The sequence below is a fragment of the Vibrio sp. MarTm2 genome, assembly GCF_027587055.1.
In the GTDB taxonomy this organism is placed as follows: domain Bacteria; phylum Pseudomonadota; class Gammaproteobacteria; order Enterobacterales; family Vibrionaceae; genus Vibrio; species Vibrio sinaloensis_D.
In genome coordinates this window covers 303,887-321,511 of record NZ_JAPPTK010000002.1, presented here as the reverse complement: position 1 = coordinate 321,511, position 17,625 = coordinate 303,887, and the positions used below count along the sequence as shown (strand labels likewise).

The following is a 17,625-nucleotide window of genomic DNA, read 5'->3' as shown; positions in this document are numbered from 1 at the left end:
GGGCTTCCAAATACAAAAAAGCCGCTTCAGTTGAAGCGGCTTTTGCTATTCAGATGGAAAGAGTAGCTTACTCTTCTTCTTTCTTCTCTGCTGCCGTAACTGCAATCGCTAGCTCTTCAAGCGCTGCTGGGTTAGCAAGGCTTGGTGCGTCTGTTAGTAGACACGCCGCCGCTGTTGTTTTAGGGAACGCGATAACATCACGGATGTTCTCTGTACCACATAGCAGCATCACCAGACGGTCTAGACCGAAAGCAAGACCAGCGTGTGGAGGCGTACCGAATTTTAGAGCGTCCAGTAGGAAGCCGAATTTCAGTTGTTGCTCATCAGCTTCGATGCCCAGAATGTCAAAGACTGCCGCTTGCATTTCTGCATCGTGGATACGAACGGAACCACCGCCCACTTCGTAGCCGTTTAGAACCATGTCGTAAGCGTTAGAGTTTGCAGCTGCTGGGTTCGCTTTTAGCTCTTCCGCAGTCACACCTAGAGGTGATGTGAATGGGTGGTGCATTGCGTGTAGGTTGCCTTCGTCGTCTTCTTCGAACATTGGGAAGTCTACAACCCATAGCGGCGCCCATGCGTTCTCGTCTGTCAACTCTAAATCTTTACCTAACTTAAGACGAAGTGCGCCTAGAGCTTCAGCAACGATGTTCGCTTTGTCTGCACCGAATAGGATGATGTCGCCAGATTCCGCTTGAGTGCGATCCAAGATACCGTTAATCACGTCTTCGCTTAGGAACTTAGCTACTGGAGATTGGATACCTTCCAAGCCTGCAGCGCGGTCGTTGACCTTCATCCAAGCTAGACCTTTCGCACCGTAGATGCCTACAAACTCACCGTAACCGTCGATTTGTTTACGAGTCAGTGACGCACCACCAGGAACGCGGATTACCGCAACGCGACCTTTCTCATCGTTTGCAGGACCTGAGAAAACTTTGAATTCAACGTCTTTTACTAGGTCAGCAACGTCGACTAACTCAAGTGGGTTACGTAGGTCTGGCTTGTCGCTACCGAAACGACGAATTGCTTCGCTGAACGGCATTACCGGGAATTCACCTAGGTCAACGCTTAGTAGCTCTTGCCACATATCGCGAACCATTTTTTCAGTCGTTGCACGAACTTCGTCAGCCGTCATGAATGACGTTTCGATATCGATCTGAGTGAATTCTGGTTGACGGTCAGCACGCAAGTCTTCATCACGGAAACACTTAACGATTTGGTAGTAACGGTCAAAACCAGACATCATTAGAAGCTGTTTGAACAGCTGTGGAGACTGAGGAAGCGCGTAGTAGCTGCCTTTGTGCACACGGCTTGGTACTAGGTAGTCACGAGCGCCTTCTGGTGTCGCTTTAGTTAGTACTGGTGTTTCGATGTCTAGGAAGCCGTTGTCATCTAGGAAACGACGAACAAAGCTAGACGCTTTAGCACGTAGCTTGATGCGGTCGCTCATTTCTGGACGACGTAGATCCAGGTAACGGTACTTCAGACGTTGCTCTTCTGAGTTCTTCTGGTTGAAGTCTAGAGGTAGCACATCTGAGCGATTGATGATCTCAAGGCCTTTAGCGATGATTTCAACTTCACCTGTTGCCATGTCTTTGTTTACTTGGCTGTCTGGACGAACGCGAACTTCACCCGTTAGCTTGATACAGAATTCATTACGCAGTGTGTTAGCCACCTCATACGCGTCTGCCATATCTGGATCGACAACTACCTGAACAACGCCTTCACGATCTCGCATATCGATAAAAATAAGACCGCCTAAATCACGACGACGGTTAACCCAGCCGCAAAGTTCTACAGTTTGTCCTGCAAGGGACTTGTTCAGGTGACCACAGTAATGGGTACGCATAATGAAATTCCCAATCTCTTAAAATTTGTTGATTACTATCTATCGATGTTAACGTTATCGATAGAGCAAAAGTCCATTTATACGCTGAAAGTGGGATGAAATCGACCACCTAGCGTACAATTTATTGCGATTTATTATCCATTGATGCTTTTTAAACCAATAACGGCTTAAAACAGTCGCAATATGGAAAAATAGCTGCAGATTATAGCCTTATTACAGGCCTCTGGGCAAAGCTCTGATGAGCTAAATATAGACACTCAAAACGATAACGAGATATGGATAGTTTACCCCTTCGACTTGGCCTCACGATGTGGTCGCACAACAACTGGCAACAAAGCTTTTACGGCAGCGGTACCAAGCCTGCCGAACGCCTTGAAAAGTACGCGCAGGTGTTCCACACCGTTGAGGGGAATACCACCTTTTACGCTACACCAAGTTCAAGTACGGTGAACAACTGGAAAGCCGCCACCCATGAAGACTTCCGTTTCACCTTTAAATTGCCACAAGCAATAACCCACCAACACATGTTGAAAGGTTGCCAAGCTCAGTTAAAAGAGTTCATGCAAATTATGGCGCCTTTACACGAGCGTATTGGTCAGTGGACGATTCAACTGCCAGCCGCATTTGGCCCACAAAACTTGGATACACTGAAACGTTTTTGCACCTTATTCCCACCCAATTTTCCAATTGGTATCGAAGTACGTCATCCCGATTTTTTTGCCAAGGGGGACGCAGAAAAAGCACTCAACCAGTGGTTGATAGAGCAACAATACGACCGAATTATTATGGATAGCAGACCTGTTTTTTCAGAGCAGATCACGCCCTCGCACCCGCACTATGAATCGCTATTGGACGCGCAAAAGAAAAAGCCCAAAGTCCCTGTACACGCGATAGCCACATCCGACCATCCAATGATTCGTTTTATTGGCCACCCTGTTGATGACGTCAACAACGCTTTTTTCCAGCCTTGGATAAAAAAGCTCCCAGAGTGGATTTCACAGGGAAAGCAACCCTACTTATTTATCCATACTTCAGACAATCTAATCGCACCGGAACTGGCACTGAAACTCTATCAACAACTGCAAACAACATGTTCGTTACCGGATTTGAGCCGCTTTCCTGCCGATAATGGCAATAATCAAATACAGATGTTCTAAACTCAATTGCGGCAAAGCATGACATAGGCGCGAATTTCCCATAAAATACGCGCCTTTTTAACGTCTGTAGACTACGCAAACTTCGTGTTTGTGCCTGATGAGAAATGATTTATGAACCCTAAGAGCAATCCAGATACTATTTTTTCGGCTCCAATCGATAAAATTGGGGATTTCACCTTCGATGAGCGTGTGGCGGAAGTCTTTCCTGACATGATTCAACGTTCGGTGCCGGGTTACAGCAACATCATTTCTGCAATTGGCATGCTGGCAGAACGGTTTGTAAAACCGCACTCAAACATTTACGACCTTGGCTGTTCGTTGGGTGCGGCAACACTTTCAATGCGTCGCCATATTAAACAAGAAGGTTGTCAAATTATTGCTGTCGACAATTCTTCAGCGATGGTAGAGCGTTGTAAACTTCATGTGAATGCGTACCGCAGCGACACGCCGGTCAATGTCGTGGAAGCTGATATTCGCAATATTGATATCGAAAATGCGTCCGTTGTCGTCTTAAACTTCACCCTTCAGTTCTTATCACCAGAAGATCGCTACACGCTGTTGGAAAAAATCTACGCGGGACTGCGCCCTGGCGGTATTTTAATTCTATCTGAAAAATTTGTATTCGAAGATCAGGTCTCAAATGAGCTCCTTATCGATCTTCACCATGATTTCAAACGCGCCAACGGATACAGTGAACTCGAGATCAGTCAAAAACGGAGCGCAATTGAAAACGTCATGCGCCCAGACTCGAAAAAAGAGCACAAAGAGCGTTTCGCTCAAATTGGCTTCAGCAGCTATGATGTTTGGTTCCAGTGCTTTAACTTTGGCTCAATGTTCGCTATCAAATAGAGGCAGAACACAGCCCGCTCTTTGCTATATTTTTTAATTACTTACTCAGTGAAAAACTATGTTTAATTTTGCTAATTTTTATCAGTTAATCGCGCAAGACACGCGTCTTCAGCCGTGGCTAAATGTACTACCTCAACAATTAACCGATTGGGCAAACGCAGAACATGGCGATTTTGGTCGCTGGGTAAAAGCACTGAACAAAATCCCTGAAGGTTCGCCTGATCAGATCGACATCAAGAACTCCGTCACCATCGCCAATGATGTACCATTCCACACTGGTGAATTAAAAAAACTGGAGAACCTGTTACGCACTTTTCATCCATGGCGTAAAGGTCCTTACACCGTGCACGGCATTCATATCGATACTGAATGGCGCAGTGACTGGAAATGGGATCGCGTTCTTCCGCATATCTCACCACTGAAAAACCGCAGCGTATTGGATGTTGGTTGTGGCAACGGCTATCACATGTGGCGCATGCTCGGCGAAGGCGCTCGACTCACTGTCGGTATTGATCCTTCTCACCTATTTCTTATTCAGTTTGAAGCTATTCGCAAATTGATGGGTGGCGATCAACGCGCTCACTTACTTCCCCTTGGCATTGAGCAACTACCTAAACTTGAGGCATTTGATACCGTCTTTAGTATGGGTGTGCTTTACCATCGAGTCTCTCCTCTTGAGCACCTTATCCAACTTAAAAACCAACTCGTATCTGGCGGAGAACTGGTACTTGAGACGCTCGTCATCGAAGGAGATGAGAATGCGGTGTTGGTCCCAGTAGATCGCTACGCTCAGATGCGTAATGTCTACTTCTTCCCATCAGCGCGTGCGTTAAAAGTCTGGCTGGAAAATGTTGGCTTTGAAAACGTACGCATTGTCGACGAAAACGTCACCACGACGGGTGAGCAGCGCACGACGGAGTGGATGACTCACAATTCACTTCCCGACTACCTTGATCCAAACGATCCAAGTAAAACCGTCGAAGGGCATCCCGCGCCTCGTCGAGCCGTGTTGGTTGCAAACAAGCCATAATGATAGCTTGAGATTCACAGCCGATGATTTGACAAAGAGTTAACCCTTTTTCAGCGATTAAAGGTTACTCTGCGCAAATATCGATATTTCCTAAATAGGGGTGCGTAGCGCCCTTATTTTTTGTAATCACTTATCAATCCTTACAGGATGAGAGCTCTATCTCAACTGTTGGTTGTGAGGGATTCGGTTAATACGCTAAACTTCTTATTTCACACTACTTTAATCAATGTCAGGTTTATTCATGCTAACCAGATTGACTCCCGTTGTCGCATTAGTCTTGCTTTCAGGCTGCGCGCTAACAAAAGGCGAGCAGTACCACAATGAAACGCTCGCAGCCATTCAAGCTTCTGAATCTAACTTCTCGAATAAAATGGAGAGCCTCTCGCTCCAGATCAATAGCCAAAACGATTACATCGAAAGCCTTGAAGCTCAGATTGACACGCTCGATCGTGAGTTGGCCACGTTTAAAGATGAAGTCATGGCGGAAGTAAAAATTAAAAATAAACCCGTCGTTATCCCTGCGCCTGCCCCTGTAAAAGCGACGCCGACACATCAGATTGTCCTTGGGGAAGTAGAAAAAGTAACTATCGATGCGATCAAACAAGCATTTGATGCACGTGTTGATACTGGCGCGGCAACGTCGTCGCTCAATGCCGTGGATATTGAAGAGTTTGAGCGCAATGGAAAAAACTGGGTTCGTTTCCACTTGTCTGATGGTGAAACACCGCTCACGGAAGAAAACTGGATCGAATCGCCTATTATCCGTTATGTGAAAATACGCCAATCCACCAATGATGAAGTTGAAAGACGTGCGGTGATCGAATTATGGGTTAAGCTCGGAAAAATCCATGAAAAAGCGCAATTTACCTTGGCAGATCGCTCGCAAATGAGTCATCCTGTGCTTCTAGGCCGCGAGTTCATTCGCGACATTGCAGTGGTTGATGTAAGTAAAAAATACATCCACACGGACGTCCAAAAATAATAAGGTAGCTTATGACATCCAAAGTCCCTTTTTATATATCGGTTGTGCTACTCATTTTAGCCGGTATAGCGCTCAGCATGTTCCGTCATCAAACATACGGTGTTCCTTGGACTCCAGGTGAAACCCGTCAAGTGTGGGATATTGAAGCGCGAGTTGAGTTCAATGCCCAAGCCAAGCCAGTTAAGGCATCATTGGCAGCACCTCATACCCAAAACGGCTTCACATTAATTGATGAATCCTCCTCTTCTCCAGGCTACGGCGTCTCTTACGTCAATACCGACTCTGGTCGTCGCGCAGAATGGTCTATTCGCCAAGCGACTGGCGCTCAAACCATCTACTACAAAGTGAAGTTTCTCGTTGACCCACAAGCCAAAGTCGACGCGATTCCGCCAAACCAAGAGATCACTCAACCCACTTTTGATGGGCCAACCGAAGCTGCTGCGATTGCCTTGATTGAACGAGCCAACCAGCGTTCAGCCGACGATGTCACTTTCACTCGTGAACTGGTCAAGACTATCAACGATTCAGAAAGCCAAAATGCTTCTTTGATCCTTAACAAGATGTCGAAAGTCGAAGCGATTGATAAGATGCTGGCTTACGCCAAGGTTCCTGGAAAGGTTGTTGGTGTTATCGAACTGGAAGATGGTCGCCGCCGTCAATCTATTCAGCACATGAACCAAGTATGGGACGGAAAGCAGTGGGTTCTGTTTAATCCAGAAAAGGCAGACCAAGTTATTGCGGAAAATATCTTGGTTTGGGATGAATCAAATGTGTCGCTGCTTGATCTTATGGGTGGGCAAAACAGCCAAGTTCACTTCTCGATGATTGCTCAAGAGGTTTCCCCGCAGCAAGCAACCAACGACAAAGTCTCCGCTGATGGTTTGATCAACTTCTCGATCCACAGCTTACCGCTTGAAGAACAAGCGATGTTTAAGACCATCATGCTCATTCCTATTGGTGCTCTCATCGTGGTCTTCTTGCGTGTCATTATTGGTCTGAAAACATCTGGCACCTTTATGCCTGTTCTGATTGCAGTTGCTTTCGTTCAGACTCAGTTGATCACGGGTATCGTCGGATTCTTGCTGATTGTGGGCACTGGTTTGGTCATTCGAAGTTATCTATCAAGACTTAACTTACTGCTCGTTGCACGTATTTCGGCGGTGATCATCACGGTTATCATGATCATTTCTGTCTTTACTGTAGTTGCGTTTAAGATCGGCTTAACCGAAGGTCTATCGATTACGTTCTTCCCAATGATCATCTTGTCATGGACCATCGAACGTATGTCGATTCTATGGGAAGAGGAAGGCGCCAAAGAAGTGGTTTTGCAAGGTGGTGGTTCACTACTGACTGCTGTACTGGTTTACCTAGCAATGACTAACCCTTACATCCAGCACTTAACCTTTAACTTTATTGGTCTACAGCTGATTGTACTATCCGGTATTTTACTACTTGGTACCTACACCGGTTACCGTTTGACAGAGCTACGCCGCTTTAAGCCACTTGCGGAGGACTAAACGATGTTCTCACGTTTTACTTCGCAATTTACGTCGCCGGGCAAACTCCGCCATAAGGGGATCATGGGGATGAACCAACGTAACCACAGTTACATTGGCCGTTATAATGATCGTGCAAAATACCCTTTAGTGGACGACAAACTAAAAACCAAAATCATCGCTCAGCAACATGGTGCGACCACACCCGAACTTATCGGTGTGATCAGCAATCAGGCCGAAGTCAAAACCATTCACAACATGGTGAAAGACTGGCCAGGCTTTGTGATCAAACCTGCGCAAGGAAGTGGTGGTAAAGGCATTTTAGTAATCACATCGCACAAAGATGGTATCTATACCAAACCTTCTGGCTCGACCATTAACCAAGAAGATGTTGAACGCCATATCAGTAACGCTCTCGCTGGTCTTTTCTCGTTAGGGGGTAAGAACGATGTAGCGGTTGTCGAGAACCTGATTAAGTTCGATGACTGCTTCGACGGTTTCAGCTACGAAGGTGTACCTGATGTTCGGATCATCGTTTTCAAAGGCTACCCTGTCATGGCGATGATGCGCTGCTCGACGGCGGCATCCGATGGGAAAGCCAACTTGCACCAAGGCGCTGTCGGTGTGGGCATTGATATCGCGACAGGACGTGCTGTGCGAGCCGTTCAGTTTGATCAACCCATCACCCATCACCCTGACACAGGAAAAGAGCTCGCCACACTGCAAGTTCCTCATTGGGAGCGCCTATTGGTACTCGCTTCTAGCGCTTGGGAGATGACTGGGCTTGGATACATGGGCACAGACATGGTACTGGATAAAGAGGAAGGTCCAATGGTGCTTGAGCTCAACGCAAGACCAGGGCTAGCGATTCAAATTGCCAACGGCGCAGGATTATTGCCAAGACTGCATCATATCGAAAGTTTAGGATTAGGCGCAGACTACCCTAAACCCGAAGAGCGAGTCGCTTATGCTGCCAGACAATTCGGTATTTTCGCTAAAGAGCTAACCACATAACCACTCTCAGCAATCAAAGCCCGCTTAACTAGCGGGTTTTGTCATTTAGATAGTTCGACCATTACTCGAAACTACACAATAAAAAAATCCCGCAGCTTATCACTGCGGGATTTCTTGATGAACTGCTTGAAAACCGTTCTAGAGAGTTTCGATTAGCTCTTGCACTTCACTCTTAGGTTTCTCAGTTTGTCCAAAACCACGCAGACCCACTACGTGTACGTGTTCGTGATCTTTAAACACCTTACGCACAAGTTTGTAGGTCGTACCTTTTTCTGGGCTGATGTTTTCTGGTGCTGCGATAAGAAGCTGCATATCCAGACGGTCACACAATTCGAACAATGTCGCGATAGACTTAGCATCCAGACGCGCTGCTTCATCCAAGAAGAGCAGACGACAAGGCACAATGTCTTTGCTGCGTAGGCGACGAGACTCTTCTTCCCAGCTTTGAACAACCATCAGAAGGATTGACTGACCGGTACCGATCGCTTCACCGGTTGATAGCGCGCCAGACTCAGCCTGTAGCCAACCATCTGTACCACGGTTCACTTCTACACTTAGCTCTAGGTAGTTACGGTAATCCAGTAGCTCTTCACCCAGAACCTGAGGAGAACGTTGACCCATATCGATGTGCGGGTTCACACGTTGGAACAACTTCGCCATTGCTTCAGAGAAGGTAAAGCGAGTCGATTCAAACAGGTCTTTATGCTGCTCTTGTTGTGTCGCTAAACCGTTCAGTAGCACTTCGTGACTTTCACGGATCTTCACGTTTAGACGTACGCCCTTCACCTGACCAAAAGAAATGTTCGACAGGCCTTGGTTCAGCATACGAATACGGTTTTGCTCACGCTGAATCGTCTTCTTGATGATGCTCGCTACTGACTCAGAGCTGATCGCTAGGCGGTTTTCACGTTGCGTTAGCTCTTCCGTTAGACGCGCTAGCTCTACTTCCATCTCTTCGATCGCTTCCACTGGATCATCAGTACGGATGATATCCTGACGAATACGCTCACGAAGATGTTGGTAAACCGCGATGTAGAACAGAACTTTACGCTCTGGACGTGCGTTGTCTTCTGATAGACGCAGCGCATCACGCAGGTCGTCATTGTTCGCAACCGCGAGACGCAGCGCACCCAATGATTTATCCGACATTGAACGCAACTCATCCGCTGACATGTAAGCCAGTTCACGCTTATGTAGACGACGCTCAACATCGTTCTCACGCGCCAGACGAAGTACTGAACACCAGCCAGCTTTCGCTGCAACCACGAAGGTACGCAGCTCAACGTATTCTTTCTGAACTTTCTTCAGACGTTTCGCCAAGCCTTTCATCTCTAGTTCAGTAGAGGTGATCGTGCGCTCGTATTCGCTCTTACGGCTACGAGACGTGTGTAGACGCTCATGCAATTCATCACGACGACGCATTGCACGCTCTTCTGCACCTTCGTCCGCGTTAACGCCAAACTCTTGCAGTTCTTGTTTGAACTCTTGAACCGTTTCCAGTTTCGCTTGGTGCGAACTCTTCAATGATGCCAATACTTGGTTGTATTGGTTCATTTGCCCTTGCGACTGTTTCAACTCTTCACGAGAGCGAGTACGCATTTGTTCAGCTTGAACCAATTTCGCTTTTAGCTGCTCACTCAGTTCACTGCTCTTATTCAGTAGGTCTACTGAATCTGAGTAAGCGAAGTAGTGGCGACGTTCAACGAGATCTGAAAGTGCAAAGATTTGCTTCTTAAGATCTTGTAGCTGTTCGTCTGCCGCTTTGTATTCTGCTTCTAGCGCATCGAATTGCTCTGGGTCAGCATCTAGGGCAACTGCGACTTTTTCCAGTTCCGCCACCGCTTTCGCGTGGTTATTTAGGAAAGCTTTTGCTTCTGAAAGCTGGGCGATTTTCTCTTCCAACTCATCAAAGCGTGCTTGCAACGGCTCATCTTCAATCAGCGCCATGTTTGGTGCTAGCTTGTCTAGAGAAGACAACGCTTGCTTGCTGGTTTGAAGCTGAGCACGTTGTTGTTGCTCTTTCGCATCCAGATCAGCCAGTACGCGGGCAATTTGGTTACGCTTGTCACGAATGGTTGCCAGTGCTTGCTCTGGGTCAGCTTCGAATGCTACTTGAATGTGGCTTGCCACAAACTGGTTGAACGCTTGGTACAGACGCTGCATTTTTTGCGAATCGAATGCTGCTTTCGCGTGCTTCTCAACCACTTCCTCACGTTCGTTACGCAGTAGCTCCAAACGCTGCTCACGTGCCGCACGACCAAACAGTGGGATTTCAGGCAAGCGAGAGTAACGCATTTGGCGATCGTTCATACGAACGCAAACCGCGCCTTCTAGTTCTTCTGCGTCGAATGAGCTGTCATCAAAGGCATCGATGTCACCTTCAATGATGTACAAGTCTTCTGGACAGTCGTCTAGCTCTACCAGTTTCTCTTCGATACCAGATAGATCAGAAACGACGATAGCGTGACGAGCCGGACCGTACATCGCACTGAAGTAAGGCGCGTCATCAATCGTGATGTCATCGTAGATCTCAGACAGCAATACGCCGCCTAGTGTATCTGCCAAACCTTTCAGGCGAGGGTCGTTTGAACCACCAGGTGAAGCAAGACGCTCAATTTCAGAGTCAAGTTGGCTACGACGCTCTGCCAGTTTGTCTTTCGCCAGAGAAAGGGTCTTCTCTTGCTCAAGCACCACTTGCATTTGGCTCATGACTGACTGGCTATCTTCTAGCTCAGCGCCACTTTGTTCACGCAGTTTTTCTAGCGCATCGTTCGCCGAAATCCAAGTTGGAGCAATGGCTTCTAACTTGTTGATTTCCGCTGCTGCATCTTGCTCTAGACGACGCTGTTCGCTGCGTTGCTCACGCACGCCTTCTTGCGTCATTTCTAGCGAGTCGATTTGCATCGCGTGACGCTCACGTTCTTGTTCAAACGTGATTTCGTCCGTCAGTTCAATATGGAATTGCTTTTGGTATTCGTTGACTAGCTCGCGCGCTTGACGTTGCTGGTTAAGGCTACGCTCAAGGTCACGGTGCTGTGCACGCCATTGTTGTTCGTTTTGCACAACTTGCTGAGATTCACGCGCTTTCGCAATTGCGGTTTTCGCATGTTCAGACGCGTCTTTACGCTCAACTTGACCAACGATGCTTTGTACCAGTTTAAGTGCCGTTTCGAACTGCTCTGCTGCTGCAGAAGACATGTCCAGTTTGTGCTTAACCGATAGCAACGCGTTGGTGCTTTCTGATTCTTTGCTCTTAAGCTCAGAGACAAGCGCTTGTGCCGATTCTGCCGTTAGGCTGTCATCGCCAAGTAGTTGCTTCGCTTTTTCCAGCGCTTGAACCGCTTGTTGGTACTGAAGGGCACGAGTTTGTTGAACGTCGAGTGCTTGTTGGTAGTCCGCCAGCTGCGTCTTAAGGCTGTCCACCTCTTCTTCCGCAACGGTCGCTTGCTCTTCTACCATCATCACGCGTTCTTGCGCTTCTTCCACTACCATCATCTGTTCTTCAAGACGCTCACTCAGCTCTTCAAGATCTTCTTGGTAGCGTTCGATCTTCTCTTGCTGGCGCAATGCGTTTTGCACCAGTTGCAAGTGATCCGAAGCCGCTTGGTAGTCTTGCTCTAAAGCCGATTCCGACTCGATCAGCAGTTCTAGCTCTTCTTGAACACGGTTAAGCAGGTTGTTTTGCTCAACGAGAGTTTCACGAGAACCGAACAACTCTGAACGCAATGACAGCGTTTTATCCAGCTTGTTACGACGATCGTTCGCGTGACGCATGTAGTCCGCCGCCACGTAGTTAGTCGACTCTGTGATCAAGTGTTTGAACAAGTCACGGTCTGCTTGCGTGGTTTTGATCGCTTCTAGCGTCATGCGGTTTTCACGCAGCGCCGATTCCATATCTTGGAACGCTTTCTTCACGCCGCCGTTTTGTGGCAGAAGGTAGTCACGTAGCGAGCGTGTAATCGCACTTGAGATACCACCGTAAAGCGATGCTTCGATCAGGCGGTAGAATTTAGAGCGGTCACCAGAGTTACGCAGTTTCTTCGGAATCACACCGAATTCAAACATTTGCGCGTGGTAATCCACAATAGAAGAGAAGGCTTTGAATTGAACGCCCTCAAACTCGGCGATCGATTCTTTTACTTCGTTGATTTGACGAACACGAGCTTGAGTCGCAGATACGCTTTCAACCAAGATATCCGTTGGTTTCACATGGCTTGGAAGACCTTGGATAACAAACGGTTTGATGTCTACTTTCTTATCACGACCCGCAACTTGCTGCAGTTTTACTGCGAACAATAGGCGTTGGTTACGTGAATTCACCACATCTAGCGCCGCATAACACGCGCCCGGCTGTAGCTTACCGTACAAACCTTTGTCGCGAGACGATTGGCTGCTGCCTGCTTCTGTGGTGTTACGGAAGTGCAGTAGCGTTTGGTCAGGAATCAATGCGGTGATGAACGCCGCCATTGTGGTTGATTTACCTGCACCGTTACCACCTGATAGCGTGGTGACCAGACCATCGATGTCAAACGTACGGGCAAAGAAACCATTCCAGTTAACCATGGTCAGCGATTGGTATTTACCGCGTTCAATCATGCTCATGCTTCACCCTCTTCTGTTGTTTCTTCTTGGGCTTGGTCGTCTTGTTCTTCTTCAGACAATAGGCTGCCTTGGCTTGGCTCTTTGGTGTGCACGACCGCTTCACCATCACGGATCAGACGTAGCTGCGCTTCACGCATATCATCGCCAACACGTACATCGGCGCCAAAACGGAATACCGACTCACTGATGCTGAACTTACCGGTTTCACCGATGTTGATGATCATGCCTAGGCGACGCAGACGACGAAGTGACGTACGTACTTTTTCAAACAGCTTTTCTTTATCAAGGTCAGAACCAGTCGCACGGTTGGTTACTAGCTTCATCAACTTCGCTTCATCGGCAAGCGCCAACAGCTCTTCATAAAGTTCTTGGTTAGTGAAAATGCCTTCGTGCGCAAGACGCTCTGGGCTTAGGTAAAGGAAACACAGTACCTTACCCACCAGCATATCCAGCTCGGAAAGCACACTACGGCCAATCAAAGAGGTTGAGCGTGGACGAAGGTAAAAGAAACCTTCAGGCGCTTTCACCAGTTCGGTGTTGTAACGCTGGTAGAAAGAAGAAAGCTCTACCTCAAAATCGGAGAGTAGTGCGTGGTTATCCAAGTCTTCACTTGAGATATGACGCCCTGCTCGAAGCATACTGTCGAGTGCTGGGAACAGAGGGTTAGAGAGTGCTTTGACCAGATTCTCTGGCATGTATTCATTAGTATCTGTCGATGACATTTGCTTGTACCTTTGCCCCAAAATCGTTGATGGCTTGCCAATCTGGCTGAATCGCTTGGTAATCCGATTCTGAATAACCAAGACGGACGGCTTGGTCGATAACGATTCGGGCTAAATCGAAATGATGAGTGCGAGGATGCTGTGCGAGGTAATCACGCAACACAACCCCAAGATCAATCGGTGAGCCTTGCTCTTTGTGCGCTTTGAGCATGTCACCAATACGCTCAGACAGCTCATCATTGACTTGTTGAAATTCTTCGTATTCCACTTCCAGTGGCACTTGACCGGTAACCTCGTCATCACGCAGGACTAACGCTTCATCACGCAGGTCAGTTAAACGCTCAGCATCGGCATACGTGAGGTACCAAGGCGAGTCAAAATAGTCTTTGACCGACTGGCGCAGACGCGAGCTAAATGCACGGTTCTTATCCATATCAATCGCGGTACGGATAAACTTGTGCACGTGACGGTCGTAACCAATCCAAAGGTCGATCGCTTGCTGACCCCAGCTTGTGATCCGGTCTAGTTTCATCTGCAGACCAAACAAGGCTTCTTCAATGAACTCAAGCTCAGGATCGCCGTAAACAATTTCTTGAATATCTAGGATCTGAGTTTGCAGTTCATCACTAGCCGCTTGCAGCGTATCTTGGAGTTCACGCAACGTGCTCGATGTTTCTGACAACAGCGCTTCACAGTTGTTGATTGCTTCTCGCCAGTTTTTGTTTAGCAGATCTGCAATCTGTTGTTTCACAGACTGTTGCTGCTCATCCATCACACGTTGGTTGAGATCGATTTGATCGAAGATTTCGCCTACAGAATACTTTAAAATCCCGTATACGTTCTTCTTCCAGTGGCCCGGTGTGCCACCCTTTTGTGCCGCCTCAATCGCTTTCGCCATTTCATCCGCGACCATAGATAGCTGGATAGAAAGACGCAGTTTTGAAAACTCACGATGACGCACGTAGTAGTCGGTAATACCTACCGCTAATGGAGACAAGCGGTATATGGCGGCTCCGTCAGTAATTTCACTGACAAAACGGCTAATAAGACGCTGCTTAACCATCTCATTGATGGCGTTGTTGGCACGAAACGCGGAAGCGTCTCCTGTCTCTTCAAATAATCGAGTGACGATTGTAAACGCATCATGCAGTTCACCTTCACCCAATTCTTCATCAAACCTTTCGTTGCTGAGTACCGCGATAGCAATCAAAAATGCCAACCGCTCTGTCGTCAGGTTTAATGAGAAATCGTGCTGCTTTACCCAGCCCACCAATTCATCGATTGGTTGCTCTGCAGCATTGAGAGTTATCTCACTCATTATTGTTCCTGTTTCTGTTTCTTTTTGGCCCATACATGAATGTAACGGCCTAATGAGAGGTATGGCTCTTGTCGACACAATTGTTTTTCTAAAGCCAATACATCTTCATACTGGTAATCCCCTGTGTATTCCATATTCCCTATGTAATCACTAAAACAACGAATTCCAGATTTGCCACAGATTTCAAACCCAGCATCTTCTATCCATTGGTAGACGTCTTCTGGTTTTAAGCCTTTCTGTGGCTGTAATTTAAATCGTTTCCGATGTGGCATGCCCTCAAGAACATGAGGAATATTGCCACATACAACATTTTTGTAGACCAAGCCGTGATGGTTGTAGAACATGATGGATGCCGCACCATCAGATTTCACTTGCTCTAGTACTTTTTCTAGCGCCGTTTTCGGGTCGACTAACCACTCCATCACCGCATGGAACATCACCATATCAACTGGACTATCGAGATGTTGACCAATTTCTTGGACTGGAGAATGAATCAAGCGATACTGCTCAAGCAAGTTATTTTTTTCAATATCCTGTTTCGCCAGTTGCAGCATTTCCGAAGATAGATCACATAACGCGACTTGGTGTCCGAGTTTGGCAAGCTTTTGCGACATTTGCGCTAATCCACCACCTGCATCCAATATCGTTAATGCACGTTTGTCACCGTCAATAGAAGACAGTAGTTGCTCTAAGTCTTCCCAAACAATGACTTGGCGAATCTCTCCTTTATCGGAGCCGTAAATATTTTTTGCAAATTTGTGGGCAATATCGTCGAAATTACGGTCTTCAGTCACAGCAGCTTAGGGTATCATGTCCAATCGTGCTGCTATTCTGTCACAAGAAAAGCAGGAATAAAGAGGGTTTCTCTTAAAAAATAATCAACTGATGTTTTTTCGGACTATTTAGTATGTTTGAGCTGAAAAAAGTGGTCTCTTCTCTTCTGATGCCGCTACCGGCAATGCTTATCATCGGCCTATTGGGCTTGATGTTGATCATGTTCACTCGAAATCAAAAGACCGGCTGTTTTATCGTTCTTTTCTCTTTTATTGGTATGTTCCTTATTGCGTTTCAGCCAGTCTCCTCACGGCTATTGATGCCACTTGAGCGTCAATATTCTGCGTTCTTTCCCGTTGACGAGTCGATTGATTACGTGATGGTACTAGGCAGCGGCCATGTGGTGGATGACAAAATCCCACCAACTTCCGAGTTAAGCCGTACAGGTTTAATGCGCCTTACTGAAGGCATTCGTGTTATGCGTATTTATCCCGGTTCGAAGCTCATATTGTCGGGTTATTCGGGAGGATCAGACACAAGCAATGCGCGCATGATGGCCAAAGTGGCGCTTGCTCTCGGCGTGTCTAAATCTGATATTATTTTGCTTGAGACAGCAAAAGATACATGGGAAGAAGCACGCCAAGCTGCCGCCTTTGTAAAACACAAGAAAATGGTCGTGGTGACTTCCGCGAGCCACATGAAACGAGCATTAAACGAGTTTCACTCTGCGGGCTTAAAACCCTACCCTGCACCAACAAACTACTTAGCACACGATAACGTTACAGAGCCTTGGTCTAAGTACACGCCTAAGGCAGTCTACCTAGAGCAAACAGAACGCTACTGGCATGAGACACTAGGAATCTTGTGGCAAAAGCTCAGGGATTGGGCTTCGGAGTATGAGGAACAACACGTCATCGAAGCTCCAGAAAGCCAACTATGAAACAAAAAAACCGAGGCACAAGCCTCGGTTTTTTTAATCAATTCAAGGGTTAGTCCCCAGCAAACATGTAACCTTCACCATGAACCGTCACAAAAATTTGAGGGTTCTTAGGATCAAATTCCATCTTAGCGCGCATGCGACGAATGAGAACATCGATCGTGCGATCGTTCGGTGCATCCACGCGATGGCTAATCATGTTCAAAATGCGCTCACGGCTTAATACTTGATTTGGGTAAGACGACAGTGCAACAAGCAGTTCATACTCAGCTTTAGTCAACTTCACCGGCTCACCAGCACGACTTAATGCTCGTCGTTGAACATCAAATGTCCACTCACCAAAGCGTACTATGTTGCCATCTTGTTTGTCTGCATCGACCGTGCCTGATGAATTGCGCGCTGCCGAAATACGCCACAGCAAATTTTTGACACGAACTAACAATTCTCTTAGCTCAAATGGTTTCGTGACATAATCGTCGGCGCCCATTTCTAGACCGACAATCTTATCAATGCTATCCGTGCGTCCTGTAACCAGGATAATCCCAATGTCTGACTGACTGCGAAGTTCGCGTGTTAGCATCAAACCATCCTCTCCAGGAAGGTTGATATCCAACATCACTAAATCTATCGCATTGTTTTGTAGTGAATCACGCATTTGCTCGCCACTTTCGGCTTCGCTTACGTGGTAACCTTCATTCTGAAAGTAACCAACTAGCTTGCTGCGAGTTACTGCGTCATCTTCTACAACTAATACGTGATAGCTCATTTACACCACTTATTTACATTGGTCATCGTTCTAACGAGTATTCTATTCATAAACAGTAACATTTCTAGTATTTGTTACTTTAAAACCAAGAAAGATGATTTTTTCTTGATTCAAGACAAACCTAGGTCATCT

The 17,625-nt window shown here is 47.0% G+C and carries 13 protein-coding genes; 7 read left to right on the top strand and 6 right to left on the bottom strand.

Features of this window, described 5'->3' with window-relative positions:
* Nucleotides 1-67 precede the first annotated feature (67 nt).
* Nucleotides 68-1,846, bottom strand: a complete 1,779-nt coding sequence (aspS, locus tag OH458_RS05880) for an aspartate--tRNA ligase (protein ID WP_269977593.1) — start codon at nt 1,844-1,846, stop codon at nt 68-70.
* A 275-nt stretch (nt 1,847-2,121) separates the two neighbouring features.
* On the opposite strand from aspS, the gene OH458_RS05875 reads away from it, so the two are divergent.
* The 6 genes from OH458_RS05875 to OH458_RS05850 all read left to right on the top strand — a co-directional run bounded on the left by OH458_RS05875 (nt 2,122) and on the right by OH458_RS05850 (nt 8,374).
* On the top strand, nt 2,122-3,003 hold the full coding sequence (locus tag OH458_RS05875) for a DUF72 domain-containing protein (protein ID WP_269977592.1): 882 nt from the start codon (nt 2,122-2,124) through the stop codon (nt 3,001-3,003).
* Nucleotides 3,004-3,114: 111 nt separating this feature from the next.
* A complete protein-coding gene (gene cmoA / locus OH458_RS05870; protein ID WP_269977591.1) occupies nt 3,115-3,852 on the top strand; it encodes a carboxy-S-adenosyl-L-methionine synthase CmoA in 738 nt (245 codons plus the stop codon).
* Nucleotides 3,853-3,910: 58 nt separating this feature from the next.
* Nucleotides 3,911-4,882, top strand: a complete 972-nt coding sequence (gene cmoB / locus OH458_RS05865) for a tRNA 5-methoxyuridine(34)/uridine 5-oxyacetic acid(34) synthase CmoB (protein WP_005470563.1) — start codon at nt 3,911-3,913, stop codon at nt 4,880-4,882.
* A gap of 241 nt (nt 4,883-5,123) precedes the next feature.
* Nucleotides 5,124-5,864 carry an ATP-dependent zinc protease family protein gene (locus tag OH458_RS05860; protein WP_269977590.1) on the top strand — a complete coding sequence of 247 codons (741 nt, stop codon included), beginning with the start codon at nt 5,124-5,126 and terminating at the stop codon, nt 5,862-5,864.
* An 11-nt stretch (nt 5,865-5,875) separates the two neighbouring features.
* Entirely contained in the window at nt 5,876-7,381 is a 1,506-nt protein-coding gene (locus OH458_RS05855; RefSeq protein WP_269977589.1) for an inactive transglutaminase family protein, read from the top strand.
* Between the two features lie 3 nt (nt 7,382-7,384).
* On the top strand, nt 7,385-8,374 hold the full coding sequence (locus tag OH458_RS05850) for an alpha-L-glutamate ligase-like protein (RefSeq protein WP_038212957.1): 990 nt from the start codon (nt 7,385-7,387) through the stop codon (nt 8,372-8,374).
* A gap of 138 nt (nt 8,375-8,512) precedes the next feature.
* Here the strand turns inward: OH458_RS05850 and mukB are convergent, their stop codons facing one another.
* Genes mukB through cmoM form a run of 4 tightly spaced genes read right to left on the bottom strand, consistent with a single transcriptional unit; the run spans nt 8,513 to nt 15,810 of the window.
* Nucleotides 8,513-12,970, bottom strand: a complete 4,458-nt coding sequence (mukB, locus tag OH458_RS05845; RefSeq protein ID WP_269977839.1) for a chromosome partition protein MukB — start codon at nt 12,968-12,970, stop codon at nt 8,513-8,515.
* Nucleotides 12,971-12,972: 2 nt separating this feature from the next.
* Nucleotides 12,973-13,698, bottom strand: a complete 726-nt coding sequence (gene mukE, locus OH458_RS05840) for a chromosome partition protein MukE (RefSeq protein WP_269977588.1) — start codon at nt 13,696-13,698, stop codon at nt 12,973-12,975.
* Nucleotides 13,679-15,016: a chromosome partition protein MukF gene (mukF, locus tag OH458_RS05835; protein ID WP_269977587.1), complete on the bottom strand. Its 1,338-nt coding sequence runs from the start codon at nt 15,014-15,016 to the stop codon at nt 13,679-13,681. Before mukF ends, mukE begins: the two co-directional genes overlap by 20 nt.
* On the bottom strand, nt 15,016-15,810 hold the full coding sequence (gene cmoM / locus OH458_RS05830) for a tRNA uridine 5-oxyacetic acid(34) methyltransferase CmoM (protein WP_005470554.1): 795 nt from the start codon (nt 15,808-15,810) through the stop codon (nt 15,016-15,018). The genes mukF and cmoM overlap by 1 nt, the downstream gene beginning before the upstream one ends.
* Before the next feature lie 113 nt (nt 15,811-15,923).
* Here cmoM and elyC point away from each other — a divergent pair, with 113 nt between their 5' ends.
* Nucleotides 15,924-16,730, top strand: coding sequence for an envelope biogenesis factor ElyC (gene elyC / locus OH458_RS05825; RefSeq protein ID WP_269977586.1), 807 nt, complete (start codon nt 15,924-15,926; stop codon nt 16,728-16,730).
* Between the two features lie 49 nt (nt 16,731-16,779).
* Here the strand turns inward: elyC and torR are convergent, their stop codons facing one another.
* Nucleotides 16,780-17,493, bottom strand: a complete 714-nt coding sequence (torR, locus tag OH458_RS05820) for a two-component system response regulator TorR (RefSeq protein WP_005470487.1) — start codon at nt 17,491-17,493, stop codon at nt 16,780-16,782.
* Nucleotides 17,494-17,625 lie beyond the last annotated feature (132 nt).